This window comes from Chakrabartyella piscis (genome assembly GCA_030067835.1).
GTDB lineage: Bacteria > Bacillota > Clostridia > Lachnospirales > Anaerotignaceae > Chakrabartyella > Chakrabartyella piscis.
Map to the genome: position 1 here is coordinate 1,704,576 of CP092441.1, position 17,111 is coordinate 1,721,686.

Sequence of the window (17,111 nt, forward strand, 5' to 3'; positions counted from 1 at the left end):
AATTGATATCATGAATATGATACGAAAAATAACAATTATGATAACCTGTATGGTGATTTCATTTGTTATCCTAACTGGTTGTCAAACTGTAGTACCTGTGGAGGAATCTGAAGTAGCAGAAACCTCTACAAGTACAGTCATTAAAGAGCCAGAAGGGTATACAGAAGTTGTCGAAGAAGTTCCTATTAAGGTTGATACAACAGAAACCATTGCAACTGAAAAAAGAAGCACTGACTTGATACCTGATATGGGTATTGATACAGATGATTTTTATAAAATTGTGGTTTCCAATGACAAAGAACGTGGTATCAAACGTACATTCTTGCGTTTTGAAAAATATAATCATGAGTTGTATTTTGAAATTCCAATCATCACAGATGAAACAGATGGTTATCAAAAAATTAATGACTTTTTCAATGATTTACAAGAAGATTTCTTTGCAGAACAAGCCACTGAACATAGCAGTCTATGGACTATTTTGCAAGATATGGAACAACGTTTGCAACGAGAAGAAACCTTGGAAGTGGCATTCTGTGATATAAACAATGCAATCATTGTGATGGATACACCAAATATCTATGGAGTTTCCATATCCTATGAAGGATTCTTTGGTGGCACAGTAGGTTATGGTATGCAAACATATTATTTTGATCCACAAACTGGAAATCCACTGAATCTATTGGATGTTGTGGAAGAAACAGAAGCGGAACTCAAAGAAATGGTGATTGCAGAATTGGAACAAATAGACATTCCATCTGGTGAAATCTATTGGGATGATGTTGCCACACTTTCTGTTGCAGAATTTGATTTTATGTTAGAAAATGATGAAGTTTCCATTTATTTTGACAAATATGAAATTGCAGCAGGGGTATATGGTGGTGTTTCCATTACAATTCCAGCACATTTGAAAGCAGCGTATATGCAAGAAAGCATGGAGGATTTGACATGAAAGTTATGGTAATTGGTAGCGGTGGACGTGAACACACCATCGTGAGAAAAATCAAAGAAAACAAAGATGTAACAGAAATTTTTGTTTTACCAGGCAACGGTGGTATGGCAGAAGATGCAACTTGTGTCAACATTGGTGCAAAAGATATAGAAGGTATGGTTGCTTTTGCTGTGGAAAATCAAATTGATTTCGCTGTAGTTGCACCTGATGATCCTCTTGTTTTGGGTGCTGTAGATGCTTTGGAAAAAGTTGGTGTTCCTTGTTTTGGACCAAATGCTCGTGCAGCAATCCTGGAAGGCAGCAAAGTATTCTCCAAAAACTTGATGAAACAATACAACATTCCAACAGCAGCATATGAAATCTTTGACAATATGGAAGCAGCACTTACATACTTGGATACTGCACCAATACCAACAGTGATCAAAGCAGATGGTTTGGCACTTGGCAAAGGTGTTGTCATTGCAATGACACGGGAAGAAGCAAAGGATGCTGTCAAATCTATGATGGCAGATAAAATCTTTGGTGCAAGTGGTGATCATATTGTTGTGGAAGAATTTTTGACAGGTCCAGAAGTATCTGTACTTGCTTTTACAGATGGTAAGACAATGATTCCTATGGTATCTTCCATGGATCACAAACGTGCTTTGGATGGAGACATGGGTCTCAATACTGGTGGTATGGGAACAATCGCTCCAAACCCATATTACACAGAAGCAATTGCAAAAGAATGTATGGAAACCATCTTTATTCCTACAATGGAAGCAATGAATCAAGAAGATAGAACCTTCAAAGGTTGCTTATACTTTGGTTTGATGTTGACTCCAAATGGTGTAAAGGTTATTGAATACAATTGTCGTTTTGGCGATCCTGAAACACAAGTTGTGTTGCCACTTTTGGAAAGTGATTTGCTTACCATTATGCAACACATTGCAAAGGGTACATTGGCAGAAGCAGAGGTGAAATTCAGTAACAAATCTGCTTGTTGTGTCATTATGGCATCTGAAGGATATCCACAGAAATACGAAACTGGATTCCCAATCACATTGCCAGAAAACAATGAAACCATTTACATCGCTGGTGCCAAAAAAGAAGGCGATGCAATCTTAAGTGGTGGTGGTCGTGTACTCGGTGTCACAGAAGTGGCAGATACATTAGCTGAAGCCATCCAAAAATCATATGCAACAGTGGAAACCGTATCATTTGAAAATGCATATTACCGTAAAGATATTGGACAAAAAGCACTTGCTGCGGAGGTATAAGCATGGTATTTAGAATTTATGTAGAAAAGAAAAATGGATTGACTTCAGAAGCAGATTCTTTGCGTCATGACATTGTAAACTTACTTGGTATCAAAGGTTTGACAGGACTTCGTTTGTTGAACCGTTACGATGCAGAAAACTTGGATGCAGAATTGTTTGCAGCATGTAAAACAACTGTATTCTCTGAACCACAATTAGACAACCTTTTGGATGAAGTGCCAGCTGGTGCTGATGTTGTGTTTGCTGTGGAATATCTTCCAGGTCAATTCGACCAAAGAGCAAATTCTGCTGCGGAATGTATTCAAATCATCTCCAAACAAGAACGTCCATTGGTTCGTACTGCGAAAGTTTATCTTTTGGAAGGTAATTTGACAGCAGAAGAAGTATCTCTCATCAAGAAATATGTAATCAACCCTGTGGAGGCTCGTGAAGCATCCTTGGAACCAATTGCAACATTGGTGGCACAATATGACATTCCAACAGAAGTGGCTACTGTAGATGGTTTCTGTGGCATGGATGAAACTGCTTTGGCTGATATCGTCAAAAACATGGGTCTTGCTATGGATTTGGATGATATCAAAACTTGTCAAGCATATTTCCAAACAGAACAACGTGATCCAACCATCACAGAAATCAAAATGATTGATACATACTGGTCTGACCACTGTCGTCACACCACATTCCTCACAACCATTGACGATATTACATTTGAAGATGAGTTGTTGCAAGGAGCATATGCAGAATACATCAAAACAAGAGAAGCAATTGGTAGAACCAAACCCATCAACTTGATGGATATGGGTACTATCGTTGCAAAATTCTTGAAACAAGAAGGTAAATTGACAAAACTAGATGAATCCGATGAAATCAATGCTTGTACCGTAAAAATCGATGTAAACGTTGAAGGCAAAATGGAAAAATGGTTGCTTTTGTTCAAAAATGAAACACACAACCATCCAACAGAAATCGAACCTTTTGGTGGTGCAGCAACTTGTATCGGTGGTGCTATTCGTGACCCATTGTCTGGTAGATCCTATGTATATGCTGCAATGCGTGTAACTGGTGCATCTGATCCAACTGTCCCTGTATCTGAAACCATTCCTGGTAAATTACCACAAAGAAAAATTGTGACAACTGCAGCAGCTGGTTATAGTTCCTATGGGAACCAAATTGGTTTGGCAACTGGTCAAGTAGATGAATTGTATCATCCAGGATATGTTGCAAAACGTATGGAAATTGGTGCAGTGATTGGTGCAGCTCCAATGGAAAATGTACGTCGTGAAGTACCAGAAGATTCTGATATTGTTATCCTTTTGGGTGGTAGAACAGGTCGTGATGGTTGTGGTGGTGCAACTGGTTCTTCCAAATCCCATACAGTGGAATCTTTGGAAAGCTGTGGTGCAGAAGTCCAAAAAGGTAATGCTCCAGAAGAACGTAAATTGCAACGTCTCTTTAGAAATGCAGAAGCATCCAAACTCATCAAACGTTGTAATGACTTTGGTGCTGGTGGTGTTTCTGTTGCTATCGGTGAATTGGCTGATGGTTTGGTGATCAATTTGAATGCAGTACCTAAAAAATACGATGGTTTGGATGGTACAGAACTTGCAATCAGTGAATCCCAAGAAAGAATGGCAGTTGTTGTAGAAAAAGATGATGTGGCTCGTTTCTGTGAATTGGCTTATGCAGAAAACTTGGAAGCAAGCGTTGTTGCAGAAGTAAAAGCAGAACCACGTCTTGTAATGCAATGGAATGGCAAAGATATTGTCAATGTTTCTCGTGCATTCTTGGATTCCAATGGTGCAGAAAAACACATTTCCATTACTCCAGCAGCTCCAAAAGAAATTACAAAAGAAATTCCTTCTGATTTCAAAGTAGGTTATGTTGCTTTGGCAGGAGATCTCAATATCTGTTCCAAACGTGGTTTGTCTGAACGTTTCGACTCCACAATTGGTGCTGGTACTGTTTTGATGCCATTTGGTGGTAAAACACAAAGAACACCAATTCAAGCAATGGTCAACAAAGTGTCTGTTGAAAAACACGATACCACAACATGTTCCGTTATGGCTTGGGGTTACAATCCTTTGATTGCAGATGCAAGCCCATATCACAGTGCATACTTGGCTGTAGTGGAATCTGTAGCAAAATTGGTTGCAACAGGTGCTAAATTTGAAGATGTATATCTTTCTTTCCAAGAATACTTTGAAAAACCTATGAAAGATGGCAAACGTTGGGGCAAACCATTGGCTGCATTGTTGGGTGCTTTCATGGCACAAAAAGACTTGGAAATTGCAGCAATTGGTGGTAAAGATTCCATGAGTGGTAGCTTCGAAGACATCGATGTACCTCCAACATTGGTTTCCTTTGCTGTCACAACAGAAGAAATTGGTGAAATTGTGTCCAATGAATTCAAATCTGCTGGTCACAAAGTAGCTTTGCTTTTACCTGAATACGATGCTGCTGGTTTGCCAGTGGTTGCAAGCCTTAGAGCAAACTTTGAAACTGTAACAAACCTTATGAGATCAGGAAAAGTAGTTTCTGCTTATACACCAACTTTCGGTGGCGTTGCAGAAGCAATCCTCAAAATGGGTCTTGGTAACGAAATCGGTTTCTCCTATGCAGATGACATCACAGCAGAACAAATCTTTGGTTACGCTTATGGTGGCTTTGTTTTGGAAATGACAGGGGAAGTAGAAGCTGGTATCCTTTTGGGTGAAACAGCAGAAGCAAAATCTATCGTTTGTGGTGATGTTGTTGTGGATATGGCTGATTTGAGTGCTGCTTATGAAGGCAAATTGGAAGAAATCTATCCTTGCAATGACATTCCTTCTGAAACAGCTGAAGTACCTACTTTCACATACAACGCAACTGAAACCTATAAAGCTAGCACAAGTTTTGCAAAACCTAAAGTTTTGATTCCAGTATTCCCTGGTACAAACTGTGAGTTTGACTCTGCAAAAGCAGTAGAAGCAGCTGGTGCAAAGGCAGAAATCTTTGTCATCAACAACTTGTCTGCATCTGGTATTGCAGATTCCATTTCTCGTTTTGCAAAAGATGTGGAGCAGTCTCAAATGATCTTTATTCCAGGTGGTTTCTCTGGTGGTGACGAACCTGATGGTTCTGGTAAATTCATCACAGCATTCTTTAGAAATCCAGAAATCAAAGATGTGGTAACCAACCTTTTGGAAGAAAAAGATGGTTTGATGTGTGGTATTTGTAACGGGTTCCAAGCACTCATCAAATTGGGTCTTGTGCCATTTGGTAAGATTATGGATACAGATGAAACTTGCCCAACATTGTCTTACAATACAATTCATCGTCATCAATCCAAATTGGTGCAAACACGTGTGGCTTCCAATAAGTCACCTTGGTTGATGAATGTATCTGCTGGCGATGTGTTTACAGTGCCTATTTCCCACGGGGAAGGTCGTTTGCTTGCAGATGACAAGCTGATTCAGGAATTGGTAGCAAAAGGTCAAATTTTGACACAATATGTGGATGCAAATGGTTTGCCAACAAATGACATTCAGTTCAATCCAAATGGTTCATCATGTGCCATCGAAGGTTTGATTTCTCCTGATGGTCGTGTCATTGGTAAAATGGGTCATTCTGAACGTATTGGTTCTGGTTTGTATCAAAATGTAGAAGGCAAATATGATATGGGTCTCTTTGCTTCTGCAGTAAAATATTTCAAATAAGATAGAAAACATCAATATTAAGGCGAATTATTTGGGGAAATCCCAGTAATTCGCCTTTTCTTTGCGCTTTTTTCAAAGAAATCCATAAAAAACCTTTAAAATCCAATGAAATCATGATATAATGTGTTGATTAAAAAAACAGAGAATATCCAATACTCTGCGAGTATTTGGATACATTTGCGACGCAAATGAGGGTACCAAGAAATCAATCATATTGCATAAGTGCAATAATTGCTTCCTTAGCATCTTGCTTTCTCTGCTTTTATGCAAACTATGCAATAAAGGAAATAATCCTAAACTAGTTTTAGTGATTGAGATAGGAGGCTGAAATTATGGCAGCAAGATTAATCAATGAACATGGCACCATTAGCATTAGTCAAGAAGTCGTTGCAAGAATCGCAGGCTTTGCAGCAATGGAATGTTATGGCATCGTAGGTATGGCAGCAAAAAATGTAAAAGATGGTTTGGTTCAACTTTTGAAAATTGAAAGTTTGACAAAAGGCATCAAAATGCGTGTAAATGAAAATCAAGTAAGCATGGATTTGCATATCATCGTGGAATATGGTACCAATATTTCTGCAATTGCAGACAATATCATCAGTACCGTTAAATATTCTGTTATGGAATATACAGGTCTTGAAGTACAGGAAGTGAATATTTTTGTTGACGGAGTTCGTGTTGACAAGTGAGTTTAGGAGGAAATTTCAGTGAGTATATTGAAGTTAAATGGGCTTCGTTTGAGTAGAATGATGATTGCAGGAGCCAATGAATTGACAGCAAATAAAGTTTTGGTGGATGCAATGAATGTATTCCCTGTTCCAGATGGTGATACAGGAACCAATATGTCTTTAACCGTTTTGGCAGCAGCTAGAGAAACAGAAAAAAGCCAATCTCTTAGAGTGGATGAAATTGCAAAATTGTCTGCTAGTGGTGCCCTTCGTGGTGCAAGAGGTAACTCTGGTGTTATCACTTCCCAATTGTTCCGTGGCTTTGCAAAAGGCTTAGAAGGTTATGCAGAAGCAGGTGTTACTGAGATTGCAGTTGCATTGGATCAAGCTGTCAAAACCGCTTACAAAGCAGTTATGAAACCAAAAGAAGGTACTATTTTGACTGTAGCAAAAGCATGTGCAGAAGCTGGTGCTAAACTCGCTTTGGAAACAGAAGATGTTAAAGAATTCATAGAAGGCGTTATTGCTTATGGTCATGAAGTTTTGGATCAAACACCTGAAATGTTGCCTGTATTGAAACAAGCAGGTGTTGTTGATGCTGGTGGTAGAGGTTTGTTGTTTGTATTGGAAGGTGCTTTGGCACAAATTGACAAAGAAGGTCCTGTAACTGTTATGGAACCATCCAAAACATCAGAAGTGAGCTTTGCAGCTGTAACTTCCATTGATCCAGCTGATATCACTTTTGGCTATTGTACAGAATTCTTCATCAATGTAAAAAATTCTGATGAAGCTACATCTCAAAAATTAAAATCCTACCTTGGAACCATTGGTGATTCCGTTGTTTGTGTCAGTGACGAAGATATCATCAAAATCCATGTGCATACAGATCATCCAGGTTTGGCAATTGAAAAAGCTTTGGAAATCGGTAGCTTGAGTGGTTTGAAAATTGATAACATGCGTGAACAACACTCCAATCAAATTCAATTTGAACAATCTGCTGCTGCAGCTGTTGCTCCAAAAGCAGTGGAAGAAGTTCCTGTTGAAAATATGCCTAAAAAAGCAATTGGTTTTGTTTCTGTATCCGCTGGTAAAGGTCTTTCTGATATCTTCAAAAATCTTGGTGTAGATGTGGTCATCGAAGGTGGTCAAACCATGAATCCAAGTACAGATGATATTTTGAGTGCAGTTGAAAAAATCAATGCAGACCACGTAATTGTATTACCAAACAATAAAAACATCATTTTAGCAGCTGAACAAGCACAAAAAATTTGTGAAGATAAAAAAATTCATGTGATTCCAACCAAATCTGTTCCTCAAGGTATCTCTGCTATGTTCTGTTATAGTGAAGGTGGCGATGTGGATGATATGGTAGATGAAATGAAAGATGTCATTGGTGGTGTTTCTACAGTTGCTGTGACATATGCAGTGCGTGATACCAGCTTTGAAGATAAAGTGATTACTTCTGGTGATATCTTGGGTATGCTCAATGATAAAATTGAAGTGGTTGCAAAAGATATTGCAGAAGGTACCAAAGAAACTTTACGCAAAACCATTACAGATGATAGCGAATTGGTTGGCATCTACTATGGTTGTGAAGCATCTCTTGCAGAAGCAGAAGAAATTGCTGCTTTTGTAGAAGAAGAATATCCTGACTGTGAAGTGGAAATTCAACAAGGGGATCAACCTTTGTATTACTACATCATTTCTGTAGAATAAGCATTTGATTTTGAAAGCCTGTAGATTTCGGTCTATGGGCTTTTTTTCATGAGTGCAATTCAAAAAATCAAAACAAAATTTAACAAGTTCTAAATTCCGTCATTTGTGTCGCTTACCTTTTTTATTCTGAATATTGCACATTTCTTCTGGTCACATTATAAATGAAACTTTTTTGTTTCAAAATTTTATGATGGGATGTGGTTGCATATGTGGGTAAAAAAATTTGTAGCGTGTCTATTTTTGATACCTACTATATTTATTGTGTGTTTGCATTGGCTTTTGCCACAGGAATTACAGCTTGCAAAGGGTGAATCCGTAGAGTTATCCTTTCAATTGCCCATAACAGCAAAAACAGAAGAGTCCATTGGTGTTTTGGGTGTGTCTACAAAGCCATTGGCAGATGAATTCCAACTGCATCTTGGTACATCTGTTTTGGCAGAACCAACTGAAACGGGTATAACTGAAGTCACCTTCTATCTTTGCGATTCCATACCAATCAAAACCGTTGATGCAACAGTAGTGGAACGAATCTCATTGGTACCCATAGGTAAAACAGTAGGAATTAGCTTAGAAACAAATGGATTGCTTGTTTTGGAAACAGGGAGTGTAACCACAGAAAATGACGAAACCGTAGCACCTGCCAAAAATATTTTACAAACAGGTGATTTGTTATTGGAAGGAAATGGGCAACAACTCATCAACAAAGAAACCCTTTCCCAGTTGGTCAGCAATTGCAACGGTGCATCCATCGAGTTATTGGTCAGTAGAAATGGTGAAACCACAACCAAAATCATTGAACCAATTTGGAGTGAAATAGATCAGCAATATAAAATTGGTATTTGGTTGCGTGATAGTATCCAAGGTATTGGAACCATCACCTATTATAACCCAGAAACTGGAGGATTTGGTGGTTTGGGTCATGGTGTATATGATGTGGATACAGGGGATTTGATGGAAATTAAAGGTGGTACCATTTACACTTCACTTTTGACAGAAATTGTCCAAGGAAAAGCAGGTACACCTGGTGAATTGCGTGGTTCTTTGAATATGACTGATGTGCTTGGTGAGGTCTATTCCAACACCACAGAAGGTATTTATGGTGTGATGGCAGAAAACATGAACACAGAACAAACTGCATTGCCAGTGGCACTCAATTACGAAATTGAAAAGGGTAGTGCAACCATTTTGGCAAACATTGAAGGCACCGAATCCAAGGAATATGCAATTGAAATCACAGGATTTACCAATCAATCTGGAAAGGATATGGAAATCACCATTACAGATCCAGAATTGCTTGCAAAAACAGGTGGTATTGTCCAAGGCATTAGTGGTTCTCCAATTTTACAAAATGGTAAGATTGTTGGTGCAGTTACTCATGTTTTGGTCAACGATCCCACCAGAGGTTATGGTATCTATATTCAAAATATGTTGTCAACAGCAGATACCCTAAATCCGTAACCACTGCATATTTCGCCCAAAGAAGAAGTAAAACATCTGTGAAAGAGTTGAAACATTGTTTTAAATGATATATAATGCAAAGGGAGATGGAGTAAATCTATCTCCTTTTGTGTATTTCAAATTTTCATTGCAGGAACAGCCATCTAAGCATACTATACCCACTCATATAACGCCTATTCTATGGCTGATGGGTTCTTTATTTGAGAAGGAGTCCATTACTCCAGAAAGTAATACTATCTTCATCTATGGGCATAATTTGACAAATAACATCCTATTTGAGGCTGAATCGTCTTATGCAAAAGAAAAGATTTGGAATTCACATATAAACACCAATTTGATGCTAAAGATAACTTGCATTCTTATGATATTTTCGTTAGAATGTAAGTACTTATCATAAATAAAAAGGAGATTCTAATGGAAGAACATATTTTTCAAGTTGGACCCATACGTCCACCAAGCGAAGCAAACAGCTTATTGTTGCGTGTAACAGAAAATTGTCCTTGGAATAAATGCAAGTTTTGTATGCTATACAAAAATAGCCAATTCCATACACGTCTAGTAGCAGAAATCATACACGATGTAGATGTAATGGCTGAATATAGAGATCGTATTTTGACTCATTTTGATGGTGTCAATTACAATATGGGATCTTTGCAAAATGAATATATAAATTTGGATACAGATGCTGAACGTATGTGTTACCAAATGGTATTCACTTGGCTGACAGAAGGCAACCGACAAGCAATATTTTTACAAGATGCGAATACAATGGTATTAAAGGCTGAGTGGCTTGCTGAAATCATCACCCATATTCGCAAACGCTTCCCTGAAATAGAACGTATTACCTCCTATGGTAGAGCAGATTCTTTGTCTCGTATCACAAAAGAAAATATGAAACTTTTGGCAGATGCTGGTTTGAATCGTGTTCATTCCGGTTTTGAATCTGGTTCTGATCGTGTTTTGGATTTGATTCAAAAGGGAACCACTCAGGAACAAGAAATTATTGGTGGTTGCAATGTACGTGATGCAGGAATCGAACTTTCCATTTACTTTATGCCTGGTGTTGGTGGCAAAGCCTTAGCAGAAGAAAATGCCATTGAAACTGCTAAAGTCATCAACCTTGTAAATCCTGATTTTGTACGTTTGCGTACTTTTGTATTGCGAACTGGTTCTTTGATGGAAGATTTGCAGAAAACAGGAGCTTATCAAGTACAAACAGATATGGAAAAGTTACTGGAAATTCGTAATTTGATTGCACATGTAGATCCTACCAAAGCCAGTGGTATGTTGAAAAGCGATCATATCATCAACCTTTTGCAAGAAATTGAAGGAAAATTTGACACCGATATCCCAAACATGTTGGAATACATTGATACTTTCTTAGCATTACCTGAACAACAACAAAAAGAGTATCAATTGGCTAGAAGAATGGGATTCCCATTGGATTGGAGATTTTTGTATCGTATGAATGAAGCAGATCGCAAACGAGTTTCTGATTTGGCAAAAAACACCGTTTCCAAAAACGAATGGGAAGCACTTTTGCATAGATTTACAGACCGTTATATCTAAAAAGGAGGGTTTTATATGGATCAAGAAATGATTTTCACAGTGATTATACCCGTGTTATTGATTGGTATTCTTGTATACTACAATCTACACAAATTCCAATCAAAAGCAAAAGAAATGAAGAAAAATCATGAAAATAGTGGACAAAGTAGTTGTAGTAGTGGTTGCTCTGGTTGTGCCTATAGCGGTTCATGTAGTTCAAAAAGCACCGATACAGAAGATAAATAATTAGAGGAGGATTTCTATGACAAAATTGGATCAATTGTATGACAGAATGATTTCTTATGATGGTGGAAATCCACATCGCATTCAACATTTTACAAAGGTTCTAGGCTTTTCAAAATACATTGGCACTATGGAGCAATTGGATGTTGAAACACAATTTACATTGGAAGCAACTGCCATTGTACACGATATTGGAATCAAAGCAGCAGAAGAAACATGTGGTCACTCCACAGGTAAGCTACAAGAAGAATTGGGTCCTGCTTTGGTAGAAGAAATGCTTGGTGATTTGGATTTCTCCAAAGAAGTCATTGCAAGAGTGGCTTATTTGGTGGGACATCACCACACTTATGACAATATAGATGGTTTGGATTATCAAATCCTTGTGGAAGCTGATTTTTTGGTGAATCTACATGAAAAAAACTCCGATGTCAAAACAGTGCAAAATGCATATCATACCATTTTTCGTACACAAACAGGCAAAAGCTTGTGTCGTAGAATGTTTGGATTTGCTGGAATGGAATAACATAAAAACAGCCATCAAGATAGCGATATCCTGATGGCTTTTCTCTTATAACATATGTGCGTATTGCAAAATCGTAACCCAAATGAAAATGCTAACAATTGCCAAAATGGAGTTCCAAACCACAATTTGACCTGCCAACTCATCATTTGCACCAACACTTTGTGCCATGGTGAAGCTAGAAACAGCAGTTGGACTGACAAACATAGCCATCAACACAGCCAATTCTATACCCCTAAATCCCAATAAGACTGCACTGGTAATCCCAAACAAAGGTACAAGAACCAACTTTCCAAGTATGGCACCTGAAAGCAATTTCTTGTATTTGGCGACACCAGAAAATTGAAATTCACCACCCAAAGCAATCAATGCAAGTGGTGTTGTCACTTGGGAAATATCCAAAAGTACATCTTGCATCAGCAATGGAATTTTAATACCCAAACCAAGAAAAACAAATCCCAATACCGAAGCAATGAGCAATGGATTTTTTGCAACGCCCTGAATAATCGAAAGAAAATTTGTTTTATGTCCAGAATAGATTTCCAATATAATCACAGAAAGAACATTGAATAGTGGAACTACAAGAGCAATCATAATAACTGCTACACCGGTTTTTTCAGTGCCAAACAAGGAAATGATCATGGGTATACCAAACAAAACGAAATTGCTACGAAAAATCCCTTGAATCATAACACCACGATCTCGATTTTCTGTTACAAAACGTGGTACAATCCACACCAAGAGAAAGAAAATAATCAAAACGCTTGTGGTACCAAACACAATCATTGGAATTGCTGACCCAAATTCAAAACTGCTTTGATACAAATTGGTAAACAGCAATGTTGGCAAAAACACCTTGAAGCAGAGTTTGTTCAATTGTTTCAAAAATAGTTCATTGAAAATACCAACTACACGCAAAACATATCCCAAGCTCATCATACAAACCAAAGGAAATACCACTGTAAATGACAAATAAAAAATTTCCATTTTTTAACCCCAGTAAGCTTTCTCATCTACAAAGAAAACCCTTTCTTTTCAAATTACCCCAATACACAACAGCAGAAATGCTTACATACCTTCGATAATGGTTGCCAAATCTTCAGCCAAAACCTTAGCTTTTTCAAAATCTTTTGCCAATAGAGCAGTTTCCACTTTGACTTCAGCTTCTTTTTTCATTTTTTCTTTTTCAAGATATTCTTTTTCAAAATGCTTGCCATAAATCATACGTTTGAATTTCTTCATTTTCATTTTACGAATTTGTTTGTCTTCAATAATCAAAACATAATCCAAACAGTTGACAATGGAGTAGAAATCATGGGAAATCATCAAAACAGCACCTTCATAATTTGCAATGGCTTCTTCCAAAGCAATTTGTGCATAGGTGTCTAAATGGCTGGTTGGTTCATCCAAAATCAATAAATTGGATTGCAATGTAGACAATTTTGCAAGTCCAAGAATATTTTTTTCACCACCAGAAAGAGAACCTATTTTTTGTGTCATTTTTTCTTCTGGGAAGCCAAATTTAGACAAATATTCTGAAACTTCTGTATAGGTTGCAAAATCCAAATCCAAAAATGCATCGTAAATGTCTTGTTCACCTGCAAAGGTATCTTCCTTATTTTGGGACAAATAGAGGAGGTTGGTGGTATCTGGAATGGTAATTGCTTCGTCTTGGTTTGCATAAATTGCTCGAATCAAAGAAGTTTTACCAGCACCATTTGCACCAATGATACCCACTTTATCTTTGGAACCAATGGTAAAGGATACATCTTCCAAAATATCTTCTGCAAAGGAAAGATTGAACCCATTGACTTCCAATGCAGTTCCTTCTTCCAAAACATCAGCAGCCACAAAATTTACTTCTGGCTTTCTAATGGAAACAAATGGACTCTTGATGCGTCTTGCTTGCAAACGTTCTTGAATTTTTACACGTGCTTTCAAAGATTTGCCATTTGCAGCAGAATCATAATTGGATGCTTTGTCACGCAAACGTTTGATGAGTGCTTCGTTTCTTGCAATTTCTTCATCATCTTTGAAGGAAAGTTCTTGTAATTCAATTTTCTTTTCCAACAATTCAAAGTTATATTCGATATAGCGACCATCAAACTCTTGGATATCTTTGTTTTCCAAATGAATGATTTTATTGAAACAATGGTTCAACAAATAACGACTATGGGTGATGGTAAGGGTAGTACCCTTATAGGAATTGATGAGGTGTTTCAAAGAATTCAAATTATCGAAATCTAAGAAAGAATCTGGCTCATCCATAATCAATAAATCTGGTTTGTAAAGCATTTGTTTGATGACCTGAATTAACTTAAATTCACCACCACTGAGCTTAGACAAATCCAAATCACGTTTGTTTACCATATCTGCAAGTGCCAATTTTTTCTCAATATTGGAAATATAATCGCCACATTCCATAGCATCAAAACGATTCATAACTTCTTGGTATGCATCCATCAAAGTCTCATCAACTTCATCAACAGTACCCATTTTTGCACAAACTTCTGCAAGTTCATTTTCTACAGCAACAAAGCCTTCAGCAATGTATTCAAACACAGAAATGGTTTTGGATTTATCCACATCATAGAATTGGCTCACGTAAGCAATAGAAGTACCTTCTTCAATAAGAAGCTTACCTTCAAACATGTATCTTTCAGGGTCCATTAAAATTTCTGCAAGTGTACTTTTTCCACATCCACTGGAACCAATGAATGCACAAGATTGACCCAATTCCAATGTAAAAGAAACTTTGTCGTATAAATCTTTGTTGGGAAAACCATAGGAAAACTCTTTCAATTCAATCATATTGTTACCTCACTTTTTAAACTATATTTTGGTATATATCAGAAGAAGCATCTTCATAAGCAGTATCGGTGTTGCTTTAATTTCTTACAAGCATTAAAAGTTTACCACAAATTCATATAAGTAGCAAGAAATCCTATTAAAAATCAAAAAAACGCAATATAATAAACGAAATTCCGATCAATTTATTGACAATATATATATATATATATAATTAAATTAATTTTTTAATGCAAACCGCCTAAATTATAGAAGAAGAAAGGAGTTATACTATTTTTTGTGTCAAATAGTATAAAAAGTAAAACATTATGAAAAATTTTTTAACAGCTCTATGCTTCACCTTAGTTTTTTCGTGTACCATTTTTTCTACAGCTTTTGCTGCAGACATTTCAAAAGATACAACATTAACCTATGCTCCCGAAGCCTATGAAACGGCATACAGGTCATTTACAACCGAGAACTTAACCAATATAGATGTTGCGATCCCCGAAGATGCAACCGAAATTGCTGTAGATGCCATTGATTATATTACAACTTCTTTCACAATGGAATGGGATGAATTGATAACTCCTATAAAAGATGGCTTTTGTGAATCAGGTTTCACAGAAACAGTTTTAACGGATGCAAATAATGAAAACGAATATCACTATGAAAAAGATGGATTAAATTTCATTATATTAAGTAAGACTGCGTCCCAAAAAGTTATTTTTGAAAGTGGTATTGTTTATGTTGTACGCTATTACATAGAGCCTACCGATATAGATATTCAGGTAAATGAAACACCAGAAACAGCTTCTACTGAAAAAGTATATTTCGAAAAGAAAAATGAATATATCGAAGGACAGTTTACTGATGTACCCAGCACTGCTTGGTATGCCAATAGTGTTGAAAATGTATATGAATTAGGTTTGATGAGTGGTAGTAGTGAAAATACTTTCAATCCAACAGGAAATGTTACAGTAGCCGAAACAATCGTTTTGGCATCTCGTTTGCACCAAGTATATAATACTATCAATTATGATTTTTCTTCCACTACAACTTGGTATCAACCTTATATCGATTATGCTACAGAATATTCTATTATCAATAGTAATCAATTCTCTGATTATAAAGCTGCCATTAGCCGTGGTGACTTTGCTCTTGTTTTAGTAAGTGCACTTCCAGAAGAAGCACTTGTAGCTATTAATAAGATTGAAGACAAATCCATACCTGATGTAGAAACAAGCAGTAATTATTACAATGCTGTATATACACTTTATCGTGCAGGTATTTTATCTGGAAATGATTCTTCAGGCGCATATACTCCAGATACCTCTATACAACGTTCTGCAACTGCATCCATTATTACTAGGATTGCAGATGAATCCTTGCGTACATCAAATACCCTTGAATATGTTGTATTACCAACTGGCATTTCATTAGATAAATCAAATACAACACTTAGTACTAATCAATCAGTAAATGTAAGCGTTATATTTTCACAAGATAACATAACAGATTCTTCTGTTACATGGACCAGTTCTAATTCTGCGGTAGCAACAGTAAATCAATATGGTGTTGTATCTGGCGTTTCAAATGGAGAAGCTATTATTACAGCAACCACAAGCAACGGTTTATCCGCAAGTTGTGTTATCACTGCAGAGGCTCCTGATTATAGTGGATGGTGCGTAAATGCCTTATCATATCTATATAAATCTGCAAAACTACCAAGTTCAATTGTAGTAAATTCTATGTATGCAGGAACATATGAAAGAAGTGACTATAATACCTATGAAAGTGGTGAATATATCGCTGTTGTTATCAATATTTCTGGTGCAAATTCGTTCGGTGGAACTGTAAGCCAAGATTTCATTGCTATTTTTAATGAAAATGCAGGGACTGCAATCTATGATTTATATGGCACAGGCGAATTTAATTCAGAATATTATTATGGTTCTAAATCATTAGAAGGAATTGAAATGAAAATTGAAGCCTTGTATTTACTACAGGATAAATATAAATTATTTGCTAATTATAAAAATGATACAATAATAGCTGTTGCAAAAGCAACAGTAGGTTTATAATAGACTACTAAAAAGACGGACTAGTTAATAGAAATTAATAAGTCCGTCTTTCTAATTACATATATCTTTTCGCAAAAGTTACGTTTTGCGAATATTTACAAATACTGCTATTTATGGATATCAAATCTGTCTCTTTGCATCCATCTGGGATTCGTAACAATCGCTATAGCAAAATTCAGTCTTT

At 36.8% G+C, this 17,111-nt stretch carries 12 protein-coding genes; 10 read left to right on the top strand and 2 right to left on the bottom strand.

The window, feature by feature from the left end; all coding sequences use genetic code 11:
- The first annotated feature begins 10 nt into the window (after positions 1-10).
- The 9 genes from MJY40_RS07625 to MJY40_RS07665 all read left to right on the top strand — a co-directional run bounded on the left by MJY40_RS07625 (position 11) and on the right by MJY40_RS07665 (position 12,059).
- Positions 11-949: an RsiV family protein gene (locus MJY40_RS07625; RefSeq protein WP_317853647.1), complete on the top strand. Its 939-nt coding sequence runs from the start codon at positions 11-13 to the stop codon at positions 947-949.
- Positions 946-2,208, top strand: a complete 1,263-nt coding sequence (purD, locus tag MJY40_RS07630; RefSeq protein WP_317853648.1) for a phosphoribosylamine--glycine ligase — start codon at positions 946-948, stop codon at positions 2,206-2,208. The genes MJY40_RS07625 and purD overlap by 4 nt, the downstream gene beginning before the upstream one ends.
- Complete coding sequence (locus MJY40_RS07635) at positions 2,205-5,903, top strand: phosphoribosylformylglycinamidine synthase (RefSeq protein ID WP_334305928.1); 3,699 nt, start codon at positions 2,205-2,207, stop codon at positions 5,901-5,903. The genes purD and MJY40_RS07635 overlap by 4 nt, the downstream gene beginning before the upstream one ends.
- A gap of 332 nt (positions 5,904-6,235) precedes the next feature.
- The gene (locus tag MJY40_RS07640) at positions 6,236-6,592 is read left to right on the top strand and encodes an Asp23/Gls24 family envelope stress response protein (RefSeq protein ID WP_317853650.1); all 357 of its coding nucleotides are present in this window, start codon (positions 6,236-6,238) and stop codon (positions 6,590-6,592) included.
- Positions 6,593-6,610: 18 nt separating this feature from the next.
- Positions 6,611-8,287 (top strand): DAK2 domain-containing protein, encoded by a 1,677-nt coding sequence (locus MJY40_RS07645; protein ID WP_331488151.1) that lies wholly within the window; start codon positions 6,611-6,613, stop codon positions 8,285-8,287.
- A 207-nt stretch (positions 8,288-8,494) separates the two neighbouring features.
- Entirely contained in the window at positions 8,495-9,745 is a 1,251-nt protein-coding gene (spoIVB, locus tag MJY40_RS07650; protein WP_317853651.1) for a SpoIVB peptidase, read from the top strand.
- A gap of 414 nt (positions 9,746-10,159) precedes the next feature.
- Positions 10,160-11,314 carry a radical SAM protein gene (locus MJY40_RS07655; RefSeq protein ID WP_317853652.1) on the top strand — a complete coding sequence of 385 codons (1,155 nt, stop codon included), beginning with the start codon at positions 10,160-10,162 and terminating at the stop codon, positions 11,312-11,314.
- 15 nt (positions 11,315-11,329) lie between these two features.
- Positions 11,330-11,539 carry a hypothetical protein gene (locus MJY40_RS07660; protein WP_317853653.1) on the top strand — a complete coding sequence of 70 codons (210 nt, stop codon included), beginning with the start codon at positions 11,330-11,332 and terminating at the stop codon, positions 11,537-11,539.
- 16 nt (positions 11,540-11,555) lie between these two features.
- Positions 11,556-12,059 carry an HD domain-containing protein gene (locus tag MJY40_RS07665; protein ID WP_317853654.1) on the top strand — a complete coding sequence of 168 codons (504 nt, stop codon included), beginning with the start codon at positions 11,556-11,558 and terminating at the stop codon, positions 12,057-12,059.
- Positions 12,060-12,104: 45 nt separating this feature from the next.
- Here the strand turns inward: MJY40_RS07665 and MJY40_RS07670 are convergent, their stop codons facing one another.
- Positions 12,105-13,043, bottom strand: coding sequence for an AEC family transporter (locus MJY40_RS07670; RefSeq protein ID WP_317853655.1), 939 nt, complete (start codon positions 13,041-13,043; stop codon positions 12,105-12,107).
- A gap of 81 nt (positions 13,044-13,124) precedes the next feature.
- Positions 13,125-14,867, bottom strand: a complete 1,743-nt coding sequence (locus MJY40_RS07675) for an ABC-F family ATP-binding cassette domain-containing protein (protein WP_317853656.1) — start codon at positions 14,865-14,867, stop codon at positions 13,125-13,127.
- A gap of 305 nt (positions 14,868-15,172) precedes the next feature.
- On the opposite strand from MJY40_RS07675, the gene MJY40_RS07680 reads away from it, so the two are divergent.
- Entirely contained in the window at positions 15,173-16,927 is a 1,755-nt protein-coding gene (locus MJY40_RS07680; RefSeq protein WP_317853657.1) for an Ig-like domain-containing protein, read from the top strand.
- Positions 16,928-17,111 lie beyond the last annotated feature (184 nt).